This is a genomic window from Mycobacterium sp. NGS69 (assembly GCF_059812165.1).
On sequence record NZ_JCALCD010000001.1, the window covers coordinates 102,089 to 115,572 of the forward strand.

Annotated in this window: 15 protein-coding genes and 1 pseudogene; 4 read left to right on the plus strand and 12 right to left on the minus strand. The window is 67.2% G+C overall.

Features of this window, described 5'->3' with window-relative positions:
- The first annotated feature begins 102 nt into the window (after positions 1 to 102).
- The gene (locus AC5Y2S_RS00525) at positions 103 to 1,275 is read left to right on the plus strand and encodes a pyridoxal phosphate-dependent aminotransferase (protein ID WP_499953142.1); all 1,173 of its coding nucleotides are present in this window, start codon (positions 103 to 105) and stop codon (positions 1,273 to 1,275) included.
- On the opposite strand, the pseudogene AC5Y2S_RS00530 reads toward AC5Y2S_RS00525, so the two are convergent.
- From AC5Y2S_RS00530 to AC5Y2S_RS00545, 4 genes and pseudogenes are all read right to left on the minus strand, one after another.
- Positions 1,244 to 1,700, minus strand: a pseudogene (locus AC5Y2S_RS00530) (SRPBCC family protein). The gene AC5Y2S_RS00525 and the pseudogene AC5Y2S_RS00530 sit on opposite strands and share 32 nt — an antisense overlap.
- 3 nt (positions 1,701 to 1,703) lie before the next feature.
- Positions 1,704 to 2,159 (minus strand): SRPBCC family protein, encoded by a 456-nt coding sequence (locus AC5Y2S_RS00535; protein ID WP_499903532.1) that lies wholly within the window; start codon positions 2,157 to 2,159, stop codon positions 1,704 to 1,706.
- Positions 2,160 to 2,218: 59 nt separating this feature from the next.
- Positions 2,219 to 3,298 carry a CaiB/BaiF CoA transferase family protein gene (locus AC5Y2S_RS00540; RefSeq protein ID WP_499953144.1) on the minus strand — a complete coding sequence of 360 codons (1,080 nt, stop codon included), beginning with the start codon at positions 3,296 to 3,298 and terminating at the stop codon, positions 2,219 to 2,221.
- 5 nt (positions 3,299 to 3,303) lie between these two features.
- Complete coding sequence (locus tag AC5Y2S_RS00545; RefSeq protein ID WP_499953146.1) at positions 3,304 to 3,747, minus strand: SRPBCC family protein; 444 nt, start codon at positions 3,745 to 3,747, stop codon at positions 3,304 to 3,306.
- Between the two features lie 35 nt (positions 3,748 to 3,782).
- Between AC5Y2S_RS00545 and AC5Y2S_RS00550 the strand changes: the two genes are divergently transcribed.
- Positions 3,783 to 5,489 (plus strand): alpha-keto acid decarboxylase family protein, encoded by a 1,707-nt coding sequence (locus AC5Y2S_RS00550; RefSeq protein ID WP_499954286.1) that lies wholly within the window; start codon positions 3,783 to 3,785, stop codon positions 5,487 to 5,489.
- A 60-nt stretch (positions 5,490 to 5,549) separates the two neighbouring features.
- Here AC5Y2S_RS00550 and AC5Y2S_RS00555 read toward each other — a convergent pair whose 3' ends face one another.
- The 7 genes from AC5Y2S_RS00555 to AC5Y2S_RS00585 form a co-directional block, all read right to left on the minus strand.
- On the minus strand, positions 5,550 to 5,735 hold the full coding sequence (locus AC5Y2S_RS00555; RefSeq protein WP_499953147.1) for a (2Fe-2S)-binding protein: 186 nt from the start codon (positions 5,733 to 5,735) through the stop codon (positions 5,550 to 5,552).
- Positions 5,736 to 5,744: 9 nt separating this feature from the next.
- A complete protein-coding gene (locus tag AC5Y2S_RS00560; protein WP_499953149.1) occupies positions 5,745 to 6,371 on the minus strand; it encodes a fatty-acid--CoA ligase in 627 nt (208 codons plus the stop codon).
- A gap of 10 nt (positions 6,372 to 6,381) precedes the next feature.
- A complete protein-coding gene (locus tag AC5Y2S_RS00565; protein ID WP_499953151.1) occupies positions 6,382 to 7,059 on the minus strand; it encodes a twin-arginine translocation pathway signal in 678 nt (225 codons plus the stop codon).
- Positions 7,056 to 7,931 (minus strand): Rv1363c family protein, encoded by an 876-nt coding sequence (locus tag AC5Y2S_RS00570; protein ID WP_499953152.1) that lies wholly within the window; start codon positions 7,929 to 7,931, stop codon positions 7,056 to 7,058. The genes AC5Y2S_RS00565 and AC5Y2S_RS00570 overlap by 4 nt, the downstream gene beginning before the upstream one ends.
- Positions 7,932 to 8,298: 367 nt before the next feature.
- On the minus strand, positions 8,299 to 9,714 hold the full coding sequence (locus tag AC5Y2S_RS00575; protein ID WP_499954288.1) for a FadD3 family acyl-CoA ligase: 1,416 nt from the start codon (positions 9,712 to 9,714) through the stop codon (positions 8,299 to 8,301).
- Between the two features lie 32 nt (positions 9,715 to 9,746).
- Positions 9,747 to 10,937 carry an amidohydrolase family protein gene (locus tag AC5Y2S_RS00580; RefSeq protein WP_499953154.1) on the minus strand — a complete coding sequence of 397 codons (1,191 nt, stop codon included), beginning with the start codon at positions 10,935 to 10,937 and terminating at the stop codon, positions 9,747 to 9,749.
- Between the two features lie 89 nt (positions 10,938 to 11,026).
- Positions 11,027 to 11,449 (minus strand): lipoprotein LpqH, encoded by a 423-nt coding sequence (locus AC5Y2S_RS00585; protein ID WP_499953156.1) that lies wholly within the window; start codon positions 11,447 to 11,449, stop codon positions 11,027 to 11,029.
- Positions 11,450 to 11,567: 118 nt separating this feature from the next.
- On the opposite strand from AC5Y2S_RS00585, the gene AC5Y2S_RS00590 reads away from it, so the two are divergent.
- Positions 11,568 to 12,314 (plus strand): enoyl-CoA hydratase/isomerase family protein, encoded by a 747-nt coding sequence (locus AC5Y2S_RS00590; RefSeq protein WP_499953157.1) that lies wholly within the window; start codon positions 11,568 to 11,570, stop codon positions 12,312 to 12,314.
- On the plus strand, positions 12,311 to 12,739 hold the full coding sequence (locus AC5Y2S_RS00595; RefSeq protein WP_499953158.1) for an Rv2576c family protein: 429 nt from the start codon (positions 12,311 to 12,313) through the stop codon (positions 12,737 to 12,739). Before AC5Y2S_RS00590 ends, AC5Y2S_RS00595 begins: the two co-directional genes overlap by 4 nt.
- On the opposite strand, the gene AC5Y2S_RS00600 is transcribed toward AC5Y2S_RS00595, so the two are convergent.
- Entirely contained in the window at positions 12,655 to 13,368 is a 714-nt protein-coding gene (locus AC5Y2S_RS00600; protein ID WP_499903544.1) for a TetR/AcrR family transcriptional regulator, read from the minus strand. The two genes, AC5Y2S_RS00595 and AC5Y2S_RS00600, sit on opposite strands and share 85 nt — an antisense overlap.
- Positions 13,369 to 13,484: the final 116 nt, after the last annotated feature.

The window sequence follows — 13,484 nt, forward strand, 5'->3', positions numbered from 1 at the left end:
CGCCCATCCAACCTGTTGGTTGGGCGGATTCCGCTGATCAGAATGCCGAATGTGCGGCCAGCCGCACGCTCGGTGGGAGCGCCGGCCTTAAGCTCGACGACCATGACGGTGTCGCGGCTGCGGCCCTACGCGACGACGGTGTTCGCCGAGATGTCGGCGCTGGCCGCGCGGATCGGCGCGGTGAACCTGGGCCAGGGCTTCCCCGACGAGGACGGGCCCGCGGCGTTGCTGAAGGCCGCCCAAGATGCGATCGCCGCGGGCGCCAACCAATATCCGCCCGGCATCGGCATCGCGCCGCTGCGCCAGGCCATCGCGTCCCAGCGCCGGCGGCACTTCAGCATCGACTACGACCCCGACACCGAGATATTGGTGACGGTCGGGGCCACCGAGGCCATCGCCGCGGCGGTGCTCGGGCTGGTCGAGCCGGGCTCGGAGGTAATCCTCATCGAACCCTTCTACGACTCCTACTCGCCGGTGGTGGCGATGGCCGGCGCACACCGGGTGGCGGTGCCGCTGGTGCCCGACGGCCGTGGCTTCGCGCTGGACGCCGACGCCCTTCGGCGGGCGGTGACGCCGCGGACCCGCGCGCTGATCGTCAACTCGCCGCACAACCCCACCGGAACGGTGCTGAGCGCGGCGGATCTCACCGCCATCGCCGAGATCGCGGTGGCCGCCGACCTTTTGGTGATCACCGACGAGGTGTACGAGCACCTGGTGTTTGACGGCAACCGCCATGTCCCGCTGGCCGGCTTCGACGGCATGGCCGAGCGCACGATCACCATCTCGAGCGCGGCCAAGATGTTCAACTGCACCGGATGGAAGATCGGATGGGCCTGCGGCCCAGCGCAGCTCATCGCCGGGGTGCGGGCGGCCAAGCAGTATCTGAGCTACGTCGGCGGCGCACCGTTCCAGCCCGCGGTGGCTCTCGCGCTGGACACCGAGGACGCCTGGGTCGCCGAACTCCGCCGCTCCCTGCAGGCCCGGCGGGACCGGCTGTCCGCCGGGCTGACCGAGATCGGCTTTGCCGTGCACGACAGCAACGGCACCTACTTCCTGTGTGCCGACCCCCGCCCGCTCGGGTACGACGACAGCACCGCCTTCTGCGCGGCACTGCCCGAGAAGGTCGGCGTGGCCGCCATCCCGATGTCGGCGTTCTGCGATCCGGCCGCCCCTCACGCCGACGTGTGGAATCACTTGGTGCGCTTCACATTCTGCAAACGCGACGAGACCCTCGACGAGGCGATCAGGCGACTGGCGGCGCTGGGGGGCCCATAACCCGCTTGCGGAGTCCCTCCAGCGCGGCATGCAGGATCTTCTTGCGGACCCGGCTGATGAAGAACTCAGGCAGTGGCGCCGACGGTTCGAGCGTGATGCCAAATCGCACGCGGGTCTTGTCGTCGCCCTCACGGGTCAGGTTGTACTCGCCGTGCTGGCCGTGTTGGTGGATGGTCTTCTCGGCGTCCCACACCATCCATCCAATCCGGACCCCAGTGGTACTCCAGCAACTGCGTGTCGAAGATGCCCATCACCCTGATCGTCATCTTCACGTGGCACGGTCGCCCGTCGGGATAGGTGTCGATCACGTCGGCCTTCTTGTGCACCGCGGACCATGACGGCACGTTGTCCATGTCGGCGAGCGCGTCCATGATGACTTCCGGCGGCGCGTCGATGACGATCTCCGACGATGCTTGTACGGCCACTGGCTAAGTCGCACCGCCCGATTCCCGGCCGCCCGTCAACAGCTCGCTGAGCCCCTTCACCGAGGCGTCGAGAACCTTTTCGGTAGCGCGCTTGACGACGAACGCCGGGATGGGCCCGGCCGGTTCGACGGTGATGTCGAAACGCACGCGCGTCTTGTCGAGGCCCTCGGGCTTGAGGTTGTACTCGATGTGCTGGCCGTGTTGTTGGGCGGTCCGCTTGGCGTCGTAGACGACCCAGTCGGGGCCCCAGTGATATTCCAGGATCTCTTTGTCGACGATCCCGAGAATCTTGATCTTGGTCTTGACGTGATGGGGCCGGCCGTCGGGATAACGGTCGATCACCTCGATGTGTTTGTGCAGCGGCGACCACGATGAAAGGACGCCGACATCTGTCAGCGCCTCCATGACCACTTCCGGCGGCGCGTCAACGACAAATTCCCGTGATGCTTTTACGGCCACTGAAGAACAAACTAACCCCAGCGCCCCGCGCGTGGGTGGGGTTCGCCGTAAATCGATACTTACCAGCCGATTTCGTCGAGCGGTGTGGTGGTCGCGGGCGGCGGCCCCACCGGGCCGGCCGGTGTCCGGGAGAAGCGCGGCGCGGGAGCGGCCTGCTCGACGCCGTGCGCGGTGATCACCGTCGACCGGGCGTTCAAATGGTCATTGGCAGCGGCCTCACTCCAGGTCAGCACCGGGGTGACGCACGCGTCGGTGCCCGCGAAAACTTCCGTCCATTCGTCGCGGGTCCGGCTGGCGAAGCGCTTCGCGAAGGTGTCGTACATCCGTGGATACGAAGCGATGTCGAGCTGGCCGGGCACCTCATCGGCGGACAGCCCGAGCCCGCTCAGCAGGGCCGCGAAAAATTGCGGCTCGATGGCGCCGACGGCGACGTACTTCCCGTCGGAGGTCTCGTAGCACCGGTAGAACGGGGCGCCGCCGTCGAGCAGGAACGACTCGCGCTCGTCGCGCAGCGAACCGGTGGACTTCATGGTCCACATCATCTGGGCGAGCAGGCTGACCCCGTCGACCATCGCGGCGTCGATCACCTGGCCCTGGCCCGACCGCTCCCGCTCGTAAAGCGCGACCGCGATGCCCAGCAGCACCAGCATCGAGCCGCCACCGAAGTCGGCGACCAGGTTCAGCGGCGGCATCGGCGGCCGGTCGGCATAGCCGAGCGCCGAAAGCGCACCGGTCTGCGACAGATAGTTGATGTCGTGGCCGGCCGTCTGGGCCACCGGGCCGTGCTGTCCCCAGCCGGTGATCCGCGCGAAGATCAGCCGCGGGTTGACCGCCGCGCAGTCGTCGGGCCCGATGCCGAGTCGCTCGCAGGTGCCGGGCCGGAAGCAGTCGAGCAGCACGTCGGCCTTGGCGGCCAGCTCCAGCAGCGCCTGAGGCTGCGACTTGACGTCGAGGTCGACGATCCGCTTTCCGCGGTGCAGCAAGTCGCGGTCCTCGGGCGGCATCGTCAGTCCGCCGGGCCGCCGGACGCGCACCACGTCGGCGCCGAGGTCGGCGAGCATCATCCCGGCGTGCGGGCCCGGCCCGATGCCGCCGAGTTCGATCACCCGCACCCCGGCCAGGGGACCCGCGCTCGTCACCGGGACTAGCTGCCCTTCTTCACCGCAAGCACCCGCTCGCGCAGGGCCTTGGTCGCGGAATCGATCGTCCCCTTGACGGCCCGTTTCAGCACGAAGCCGGGCAGCGGCACGTTGGGGTCGATGCTGATCTCCATCTTGACCAGGGTCGCGTCACCTTGGGGGACCAAGGTGTACTTGCCGTCCTGCGATTTCTGCTGACCCGAGCTGACCAGCGTCCAGGTCACGTCGTTGCCGCTCCAGGTGTAGGCCACCACCTGTTCGTCGGTGATGCCCGCGGTCCTGACCCTCATCTTCACCTTGCTCGGCCGCCCGTCGTCCCCGGTCTCGAGGATCTCCGCGCTCTGGTGGGGCTCCGACCATTCGGGCATCGCTTCGAAGTCGGCGATGACGTCCAGAATCTCCTCGGGGGTGGCTTCGATGACGATGTCGCGGGATTCTTTGATTGCCATGCCCGCACAATAGGCGAACCGGCGTGTCGGCCGGAATGGTTTGGACCGGGCGTACCGTCGTGCTTGTGACTGATCCCCTCGTCTACACCGTCGGTGACTACCTGTTGGACCGCCTCGCCGAACTCGGTGTCTCCGAGATCTTCGGCGTCCCCGGCGACTACAACCTGGAATTCCTGGACCACGTCGTCGCCCATCCGACCATTCGGTGGGTGGGCAGCGCCAACGAGCTCAACGCCGGCTACGCCGCCGATGGGTACGGGCGGCTGCGCGGAATGTCGGCCGTGGTAACGACATTCGGGGTGGGCGAGCTCTCGGCGACCAATGCGATCGCGGGCAGCTACGCCGAGCACGTGCCCGTCGTGCACATCGTCGGCGGACCCTCGAAGGACGCGCAGGGCACCAGGCGGGCGCTGCACCATTCGCTCGGCGACGGCGACTTTGAGCACTTCTTTCGGATCAGCCGCGAAATCACTTGCGCCCAAGCCAATCTCATGCCGGCCACCGCGTGCAGAGAGATCGATCGGGTGCTGTCGGAGGTGCGCGAACAAAAGCGGCCCGGCTACCTCCTGCTGTCCACCGACGTGGCCCGCTTCCCCACCGAACCGCCCGACGCGCCGCTGCCGCGCTACACCGGCGGGACCAGCCCCCGCGCGCTGTCGCTGTTCATCGACGCCGCGGCCGAACTCATCGGCGATCATCAGCTGACCGTGCTCGCCGACCTGCTGGTCCACCGCCTGCAGGCGGTCAAGGAGCTCGAGGCGTTGCTGGCGGCGGACGTGGTGCCGCACGCCACCTTGATGTGGGGAAAGAGCCTGCTCGACGAGAGCTCCCCCAATTTCCTTGGCATCTACGCCGGTTCGGCCAGCGCCGCACGGGTGCGCACCGCGATCGAGGAGGCGCCCGTGCTGGTGACGGCGGGGGTGGTCTTCACCGACATGGTCAGCGGCTTCTTCAGCCAGCGCATCGATCCGGCGCGGACCATCGACGTCGGGCAGTACCAAAGCAGCGTGGCCGGTGAGGTTTTCGCGCCGATGGAGATGGGCGCCGCGCTGGAGGCGCTGGCCGACATCCTGGTCCGGCGCGGGATCGCTTCGCCCCCGGTTGAGTCCCCGCCGGCCGAGCCCCTGCCGCCGCCCCCGCCGCGCGATCAACCACTCACCCAGCAGATGGTCTGGGACCGGCTGTGTGTCGCGCTCACGCCGGGGAACGTGGTGCTGGCCGATCAGGGCACCTCGTTTTACGGAATGGCGGATCACCGGTTGCCGCACGGCGTCACCTTCATCGGCCAACCGCTTTGGGGTTCAATCGGTTACACGCTGCCCGCGGCGGTCGGGGCCGCGGTGGCGCATCCGGACCGCCGGACGGTGCTGCTGATCGGCGATGGCGCCGCACAGCTGACCGTGCAGGAACTCGGCATCTTCTCCCGCGAAGGGCTGTCCCCGGTGATCGTGGTGGTCAACAACGACGGCTACACCGTCGAGCGGGCCATTCACGGAAAGACGGCCCCGTACAACGACATCGTGAGCTGGAGTTGGACCGACGTCCCGCGCGCGCTGGGGGTGGCCAACCACCTGGCGTTCCGGGCGCAAACCTACGGCGAACTCGACGACGCGTTCACCGCGGCGGCGAAGCATCAGGACCGCATGGTCTTCGTCGAGGTGGTCCTGCCGCGCCTCGAGATCCCGCACCTGCTCGGCCAGCTCGTCGGACCCATGTCGCCGGAGGGCAACGCGCGCCGCTGAAAATCCAAGTGGCGATCGCAAGCGCGGCGCAGCCGGGCGAAGCGGGTCGCCACCATTTGCCTAGAGCGAGCGGCCCGGCCGGTCCGGGATTGACGTGCGCAGCATCGCCTGCACGGTGCGCCGGCAGCGCCCGCAATCGGCGCCGGCCCCACACGCCTGGGCGACCTCCTTGGTCGTGGACGCCCCGGCGGCGACGCATTCGGCGACGGTGTGGCTGGTGACGCCGTTGCACAGGCAGACGAACATGAGCCGCGCTCAGTCGCCCTCGATGCGCATCGTGTCGTAAAGCCGGCCGACGAACAGCGGCGGGTGGGCGCCGACGCCGACGCCCGACATCCATTGCGCCGCGGCGTCGGGATGGTCGATCCAACGCTGCGCGGCGAGCTCGTCGGGAAACTCCGACAGGATCAGCACCTCGTGGTCGTCGTCGAAAGCCTGGAAGACCGAGGCCTTTCGGACACCGGCCGCGGTGAGGCCGTCCATGGCCGAGCGAAATCCCGCGGTGAGGGTCGCCACGTCATCGACGGACGCGATCGCGCACACCACCACGCCGGGCGCAGCCGGTTTGGGCAAGGGGCGCGGCACAAACCTGTCGATGATCTCGCCGGCGAAGACGGCCGGTATGTCCTCGACGCCGGCGGCGTCGAACCAGTCGAAGAACACCCGCGAGCGCAGCAGCTCCACGATCGGCTCGCGGCTGTGCAACCCGATCATCACCAGCACGCGCCCGTGGTCGTGGGTGGACGTGTACACCAGCACATGGTGGGCACCGATGTCGGCGAGCGCGGCCTTGTTGCGCTCGAGCAGCGGCCACACTCGGGTCGGGTCCGGGATGTGATAGTCCGATGCGATCACCATCGAGTGAATGTCGCCGGTGCTCAATGTGGTTGTCCTAGACCGGGTTGAAGGACGAGATGAGCCACTTCCCGCTGGCTTTCGTCAGCGTCACGGTCACGCTGCTGTTGGTGAACGTCGGTTCCGGCCGATCCTTGCTCTGGGTGCTCTGGTTGACGAACAGCAGCACGACGGCCGAATCCGGATGCAGTTCCGACACCGCGGCGCGCAGCACCACGGCGGTGGTCTTCACCGACTTCTGTTTGGCGGCGGGGGCGACGATCTGCTGGGTGAATTGGTCGTAGTAGGACAAGAAGTCGCCGGTCAGGTGTGACTTCGCGGAAGAGAAGTCACGGTCGAGGGTGTCGGGCGAATACGACAGCACCGCCACCGTTCCGTCGCTGGCCGCCGAGATCGCCGACTTCGCTGCCGACGCGTCGGTCGCCCGGTCCGGCCGGTAGGAGAACCAGTAAAGCCCGCCCAGCAATGCCAGCGAGGCGACCACGAACAACGCCAGCACGGCCGGGACGACCTTGCCGGCCGACCGCTTCTTCGCCTGGGCGGCAAGGCGTTTCCACCGTCCCGGCGCTTTGCCGTGGGCGTCGATGTCCTCGGCGGGCTCGGCCTTCGCCGACTCTTCGGCCTTCGCCGACTCTTCGGCGTCCGCCGTCTCCTCGGCCTCCGTGGTCTCCTCGACCTCGGCGGTATCTTTGACCGATTTGTCGTCTGCGGTCACGGCACAAACTCGACTTTCGATATCTTGAGCTGGCCACCGTCGCGAGTGACCGTGACGATGAGCCGGTAGTTACGCGGATCCTGCTTGGCGCCGGCGGCATTGGTGACCTCGGACGTGGAGGCCACCAACACCACGGCCGAATCCTTCGTCATCGTGTCCAGTTCCACGGCCGCGGCCTGAACGGTGCCCTGCGAGACCACCTTCGACTGCTCCACCACCTTGGTGAAGTCGTCCGCCATCTTGAGGAAGTCGTCCTTGAAGCTGCCCGTGGAGTTCTCCACGATGCGCTGCACGCCCTGCTTGGCGTTGTTGAAGTCCAGCGACGTCAACGTGATGACGCCCTGGCGTGCCGCGGCGACGAACTCGGCGGCACGCTGTCGCTGCTGGACCGCATCGCGATGCTCCTTGATCATGTAGCCGCTGCCGGCCAGCGCGAGGAGGGTAACGATGATCGCCAGGGAGGCGGCGAGGGTGGACCATTTGGGGCGGCGAAGCCGCCCCGCAAGGCGGAGCCGCCGGCCGGCCGGCTTCGGCGCCTCGGCCTCGTCGCCGGCGGCGTCAGTTTCGGCGGCCGGCTCTTCGGCCTCCGCGTCTTCCAGGGCTTCCGTCTCGTCCGCCGTGACCTCGGGCGCCGAGTCGGCCGCATCGGTCTCCGCGGATTCCGTTGCCTCCGCTTCGTCTTCTGCCGCGACGGCTTCTTCGGTGGCCTGTTGCTTGGCTTCGGCGAGCTGGGCCTCGCGGCGCAACTGAATGGCGCGCGCCCGGGCGCGGGCGGCGGCGGCAAGGGCTTCCGCCTCTTGGGCTTCCGCCTCGGCCTGGTCGGCCAGCGCCCGGATTTCGGCGGCGCTGCTTGGGGTTTCGTCCTCGTTCACCGGAACCGATTTCGTGTCAGCGGCATTCTGGCGAGTGCCGCCACTCACCGCTCACCAGCCCGAGAACGAGGCTGCTCGTGACTCAATGCCAAACTCCTCTACCGCTCGCCCAAGCTGGTTTGCCCCGACGCGCCACGGCGTCCCAGCGGGGGCGTCGTCGCCGTTGGGCCACCCTACTCGGGATGCGCATTAGCGGCGAGCATCTGCGCCGATATCTTCCGCCGTGAATGTCGCGACGACCAGGAGAGCCACGTTATCACCCTCATCTGAGAGGACCGCCCGCCCCGCCGTGCCGTCGCTGTACAAACGCATAACAAGCTGTGGAAATCGGGTTCTCTTATCGAGCATACGGTTCGGACGCGCCCGGCTAGTGCAGCAAGTCCTTGACCACCTTGCCGGTGGCGTTGAGGGGCAGCGCCTCCAGGAACTGCACGGAGCGGGGCACCTTGAAGCCCGCCATGCGTTCGCGGCACCAACCGATCAATTCTTCTGCGCTGACCGCGTCTTCGCGGTCTTTACAGACCACGAACGCCTTGCCCACCTGTCCGAGCCGCTCGTCGGGAACGCCGATCACGGCCGCCTGCGCGACGGCCGGGTGGTCCATCAGGAAGCCTTCGATCTCGGCCGGATACGCGTTGAATCCGCCGACGATGAACATGTCCTTCTTGCGCCCGACGATCCGCAGCCGGCGGGAGCCCTCGGTGAAGCTGCCCAGGTCTCCGGTGTGCAGCCAGCCGTCGGCATCGATCGCCTCCGCCGTGGCGACGGGATCGTCGAGGTAGCCCTGCATGACGCCGTAGCCGCGAACCAGCACCTCGCCGTCGTCGGCGATGCGCACCTCGACACCCGCGCAGGGCACGCCCGCGGTGGTGGCCACGTCCTCGAAGGAGTCGCCGGGCAGGGACAGCGTGACGTTGCCGGCCTCGGTGAGCCCGTAACCGGTCATCAGCGTCTGGAACGGCAATTCGTCGTGGATGCGACGAACCAGCTCGACGGGGATGTCGGCGGCACCGGTCACGCCGGCCCGCAGCGTCGACAGCTTCGACTTGTCTTGCACCGTCAGCAGCGAGTGGTACAGCGTCGGCGGGCCGGGCAGCATCGTGATGCGTTCCCGCTCAATGAGATCCACCACCGTGTCGACGTCGAAGACCGCGACGGGCAGCATCGTCGCCCCGCGCAGGAAGGACGTGATCAGTCCCGCCTTCAGGCCGAACGTGTGAAAGTACGGGTTGATCTGCAGGTAGCGGTCGCCTCGGCGCAGGTCCGCGAGCGTCGCCCATTCCTCGTACATGCGCAGCGTTTGGCGATGGTTCATCATCGCGCCCTTCGGGCGGCCGGTGGTGCCCGAGGTGAAAATGATGTCCGAGATGTCGGTGCCGCTCACGGCCCGCTCGAAAGGGGTACCGCTGGAAAGAAAGTCGGACTTCAGGTCGATGACGGGAGTCCCCGCGGGCGCGGCGTAGTCCTGGCCGAGAAACCCCTTCTGCACCAAGACCGCCTTGACGCCGCTGCGGGCGATGATGTCGCCAGCTTCGTCGGCCTTGAACCGGGTGTTGACCGGTACCAGTACGCCGCCCGCGCTGAGCAGCCCGAAAGCCGCGATGATCCACTCCGCCGAGTTTGGCGCCCAGATCGCGACCCGATCACCCTTGTCGACGCCGAGGCTCGCGAAGGCGCCTGCGGCGCAACGGATTCGCGCGACGACATCGTTGAACGTCAAGCGCAACGGACCGTCGACAACCGCTTCCGCGTCGCCGAAGCGGTCCGCCGCGCTCAAGACCATCTCGGGAATGGTGTCCCACGGCGGGGTGTCGGTCACACGGTAACGAGCCGGCCGAGGTTACCGCCCATGATCTTCGCCTGGTCGTCGACCGATAGGTGCGACAGCGCGTTGACGTAGAACGTCGGCTCCGCCAGCCCCTCGGGGTGCGGCCAGTCGGAGCCGTACAGCACCTGTTCCACGCCGACGAGGTTGATCAGGTCGTCGATGCCGTCCTCGAAGAACGGGCTGACGTGGATGCGGTTCTTGACCATCTCGACGGGGTCGCTCGAGAACGCCTCCGGGGCCTTGCGGAAGACCTCGGTCAAGCCGTCCAACAGCGGGGTCATCCACTTCGAACCGGCCTCAACGATCGCGACCTTCAGCTTCGGGTGGCGGTAGAGCGCGCCGTGGATCACCCACGAGCCCACCGCGTCCTGGATCGGCCGCCACTCGTTGAGGATGCCCATCGCGTTGGTCTGGAACGGCAGCATTTCCTGTTCGGCGCCGTCCCACTCGGAGGTGTAGCGGGAGTAGCCGCTGTCGCTGGAGTGCATGCCCACCAGCACGTCGTGCTCGACGACGCGCTCCCAGAACGGGTCGAACTCGGGCAGCGCGAACGACCGGGGGCCGCGGAACCCGGGGACCGGAGCCGGGCGGACCAGGATGCAGCGGGCACCGCGCTTGACCGCCCATTCCAGTTCCTCGATCGCCTTCTCCACGATCGGCAGGGTGATGACCGGGGTGGTGAAGATGCGGTTCTGGTAGTTGAAGCCCCAGACGTCATCGAGCCACTCATTCAGCGCGTGGACCAGGACGTGGATGGCGACCGGGTCGTCCCGCAGCCGCTCCTCGAGCAGGCTGGCCAGCGTCGGGAACATCAGAGTGCGGTCCAGACCCAGCTCGTTCATCTTCTCCAGACGCGGGCCGGGTTCAAAGAACGCCGGGATCGCGCGCATCGGCTCGCCGAACAGCTCGCGCTTGGTTTTGCCTTCCGGGTTGCCGTACTTGAAGTACTCCTCCCAGGCACCCGGCCGGGCGACGACCTCGAAGGTCGGGTTGGGGATGTAGTTGCTGATGTGGCCGCGGATAGCGATCTTCGTCCGCCCATTGACCTGCACGTACTGGACGTAGTCCTTGTACGCCTTGGGCAGGTATTTGGTCAGCGCCTCCGGCGGCTCGTACAGATGGTTGTCCGCGTCAAAGATCGGAAACGGGACGTCCTCCCGGTGTGACAACTGGCCCATGAGATCCTCCTTCGCAATTTGCGAGAATACTATTCTCTCCGGGCGCCCGCGCGCAACGTGCCCCCGCCCATGGGGCCGGTCGGGCGCGATCAGCAGGTGGCGATGATCTTGAACGTGGCGGAAGCCGGCTCGGTTGGCTTGTCGCTCTTGTAGCCGTTGGCCGTACCCGTGATCGTGAATTTCTCGCCGCTCAAGCTCATGTCGGCGTTGCCGCCGTCGTCCTTCGAGTACATGCCGGTGAATCCACCGAGATTCTGGATGCGCACCGATTGGGCAGTGAGTGGCTGCGCTCGTTGGTCGATGACGACCTTGGCCCCGGCGAAGTCGCCGCCGATGTCGATCGTCCGGTACCACTCCAGCTGGCTGCACTTGACGACGTTGATTTTCGCGTCGTTCCCGTTGACGGTCACCGAGGCGGTGCTGGAAAGCTGCGTTTGCGCCTTGGGGCTGCAGGCGCCGAGGGCGGCGACGGCGAGCGCGGCGGCGGCAACGGCCACGATTCGGTTACGCACTGGGCCACCTCGATCCTGGCTGACGAACTTCTGGGACCTGCTGCGATGATGTTATTCTCCCCGAAAGAGAATGCCAATATCGGCGTTTCGGCTGTCCTTTTATTGGAGCGATGACCACATGGTGGACCTGGAGTTCGAGGACGGGCTTGCGGTGCTCACCATCGATCGCCCCCACGCGCGCAACGCCATCGCGCCGGACACCATGGGGCAGCTGGAGAAGGCGATCGATGCCGCGGCGGGCGCGCGAACGCTGGTCATCAAGGGCGCCGGCGACCGAGCGTTCGTCTCGGGCGGTGATCTCAAGGAGCTGAGCGCGCTTCGGACCGAGGAAGACGCCGCCGCGATGGCGAAACGGATGCGGTCCATCTGCGATCAGCTCGCGGCGTTCCCCGCCCCGGTCGTCGCCGCCCTGAACGGCCACGCCTTCGGCGGCGGCGCCGAAGTCGCCGTGGCGGCCGACATCCGGGTCGCCGCCGACGACATCAAGATCGCCTTCAATCAGGTGGCGTTGGAGATCATGCCGGCCTGGGGCGGGGCCGAGCGACTGGCTGCGATTGTCGGAAAGAGCAAGGCGTTGCTGTTGGCGGGCACCGGAACCGCCCTCGACGCCGCCGAGGCGGAGCGGATCGGGTTGGTGGATCTGGTGTTTCCGCGTGCCTCCTTCGACGAGGGCTGGCGATCGATCGCCACGTCGCTGGCGCGCCACCCGGCGGCCGAGATAAAGCGGGTAATCAGCGGCGTTTCCCCGGACGAAGCGATAGCATCCTTTGCACGGCTGTGGGTTGCCGACGCCCACTGGCAGGCCGCAGAGCGGGTGATGAACCGCACCGCCAGTCCGCGCCCGGCAGCTGAAGGAGCGACATGATCAGCACCGCGAAGAGACTGTTACGCGTCGGCTCGGCGATGTTCCTGGCGCCGGCCGGGCTGCTGGTCGGCCCCGGGCCGGCCCACGCCGACCCCGTCTGGCATCAGGTCGTTTACATCGTCTCGGCCAAGGTTCCGGCCTACGTCGACATCTTCTACCAGGATCAGGACCCCACGCTGTTCTCCGATTACAGCCACAACAACTACGCGTTCACCCCGCAGGTCCACGCCGACGTCGCGCCGGGCAAGCCGTGGGTTCAGCCGGTGAACCTCTTGAACCCCGACCAGTGGGCGATGGTCACCGCCACCACCGGCCGTGAACCGCTGGCACAGGGCGGTGTTCAGTGCGACCTGTCGGTGGACGGGAAGGTCGTGGTCTCCAACATCGGCCCCAAGGGCGCGCTCTGCTCGTTGCGGACCTGGTGAACCATCCAGCTTTGCGGTATCCCCGCGATGGGCTGCGGCTCGCCTTCCAGCCGGCGTAGATAACTTTCGACCAAATCCAAGGTTTCGGCGTGACCGCCGGAAATGCCGACGGCCTGCTCGAGCACCAAAAACCGCGACAGGCTGGTCATCAGGACGGTCCAAACCACCGGCGGCACGTCGCCGCCGTCCCACTGGCCCTCCGCGCCGTAGCGCTGCAGCGCGGCCGCCACGGCCTGGCGCTGTTCCTCGCGGAAACGTTCGGCGTAGTACGCGATTTCGGCTCGCATCTCCTTGCGGTGATTGGCCAGCGCCATGAACTCCATTGAGATGCGGGTGAATGCGGGATCGGTGCCGAATCGCCACAGCGCCCACAACGGCTGAGGGCAGTCCAGGGCGCGAGCCTGCACCTGAAGACCCTCCTCGGCGCGGCGCCGGAAGACCTCGAGGAACAGCTCGTCCATGGTGCGGAAGTAGTAGTGCACCAGCTGTGGCTTCAAGCCCGCCTTGCTCGCCAGGCGGCGCGACGTCACCGCGGCGTAGCCTTCCTCGACCATCAGCCGCTCGGCCGCGTCGAGCAGCAGGGCGCGATTCTTCGCGTCCGGCGCTCCGATCCTGCGGGCCGAAGTCATATCCCTGCTCCGTATTTCTGCATTGGTGCCGACCACACGGATCGTATCGCGGCACCGCGTTGCGACCTTGACCCTGACAATACAGCCATGCTAAGCAGGTGCTCAGCACATTTTGG

Excerpts from the sequence above, each read along its gene's own strand:
- AC5Y2S_RS00525 (WP_499953142.1), top strand. The coding sequence starts at position 103 with ATGACGGTGTCGCGGCTGCGGCCCTACGCGACGACGGTGTTCGCCGAG.
- AC5Y2S_RS00545 (WP_499953146.1), bottom strand. The coding sequence starts at position 3,747 with ATGGCAATCAAAGAATCCCGCGACATCGTCATCGAAGCCACCCCCGAG.
- AC5Y2S_RS00550 (WP_499954286.1), top strand. The coding sequence starts at position 3,783 with ATGGTTTGGACCGGGCGTACCGTCGTGCTTGTGACTGATCCCCTCGTC.
- AC5Y2S_RS00555 (WP_499953147.1), bottom strand. The coding sequence starts at position 5,735 with ATGTTCGTCTGCCTGTGCAACGGCGTCACCAGCCACACCGTCGCCGAA.
- AC5Y2S_RS00575 (WP_499954288.1), bottom strand. The coding sequence starts at position 9,714 with ATGGTCTTGAGCGCGGCGGACCGCTTCGGCGACGCGGAAGCGGTTGTC.
- AC5Y2S_RS00580 (WP_499953154.1), bottom strand. The coding sequence starts at position 10,937 with ATGGGCCAGTTGTCACACCGGGAGGACGTCCCGTTTCCGATCTTTGAC.
- AC5Y2S_RS00590 (WP_499953157.1), top strand. The coding sequence starts at position 11,568 with ATGGTGGACCTGGAGTTCGAGGACGGGCTTGCGGTGCTCACCATCGAT.
- AC5Y2S_RS00595 (WP_499953158.1), top strand. The coding sequence starts at position 12,311 with ATGATCAGCACCGCGAAGAGACTGTTACGCGTCGGCTCGGCGATGTTC.
- AC5Y2S_RS00600 (WP_499903544.1), bottom strand. The coding sequence starts at position 13,368 with ATGACTTCGGCCCGCAGGATCGGAGCGCCGGACGCGAAGAATCGCGCC.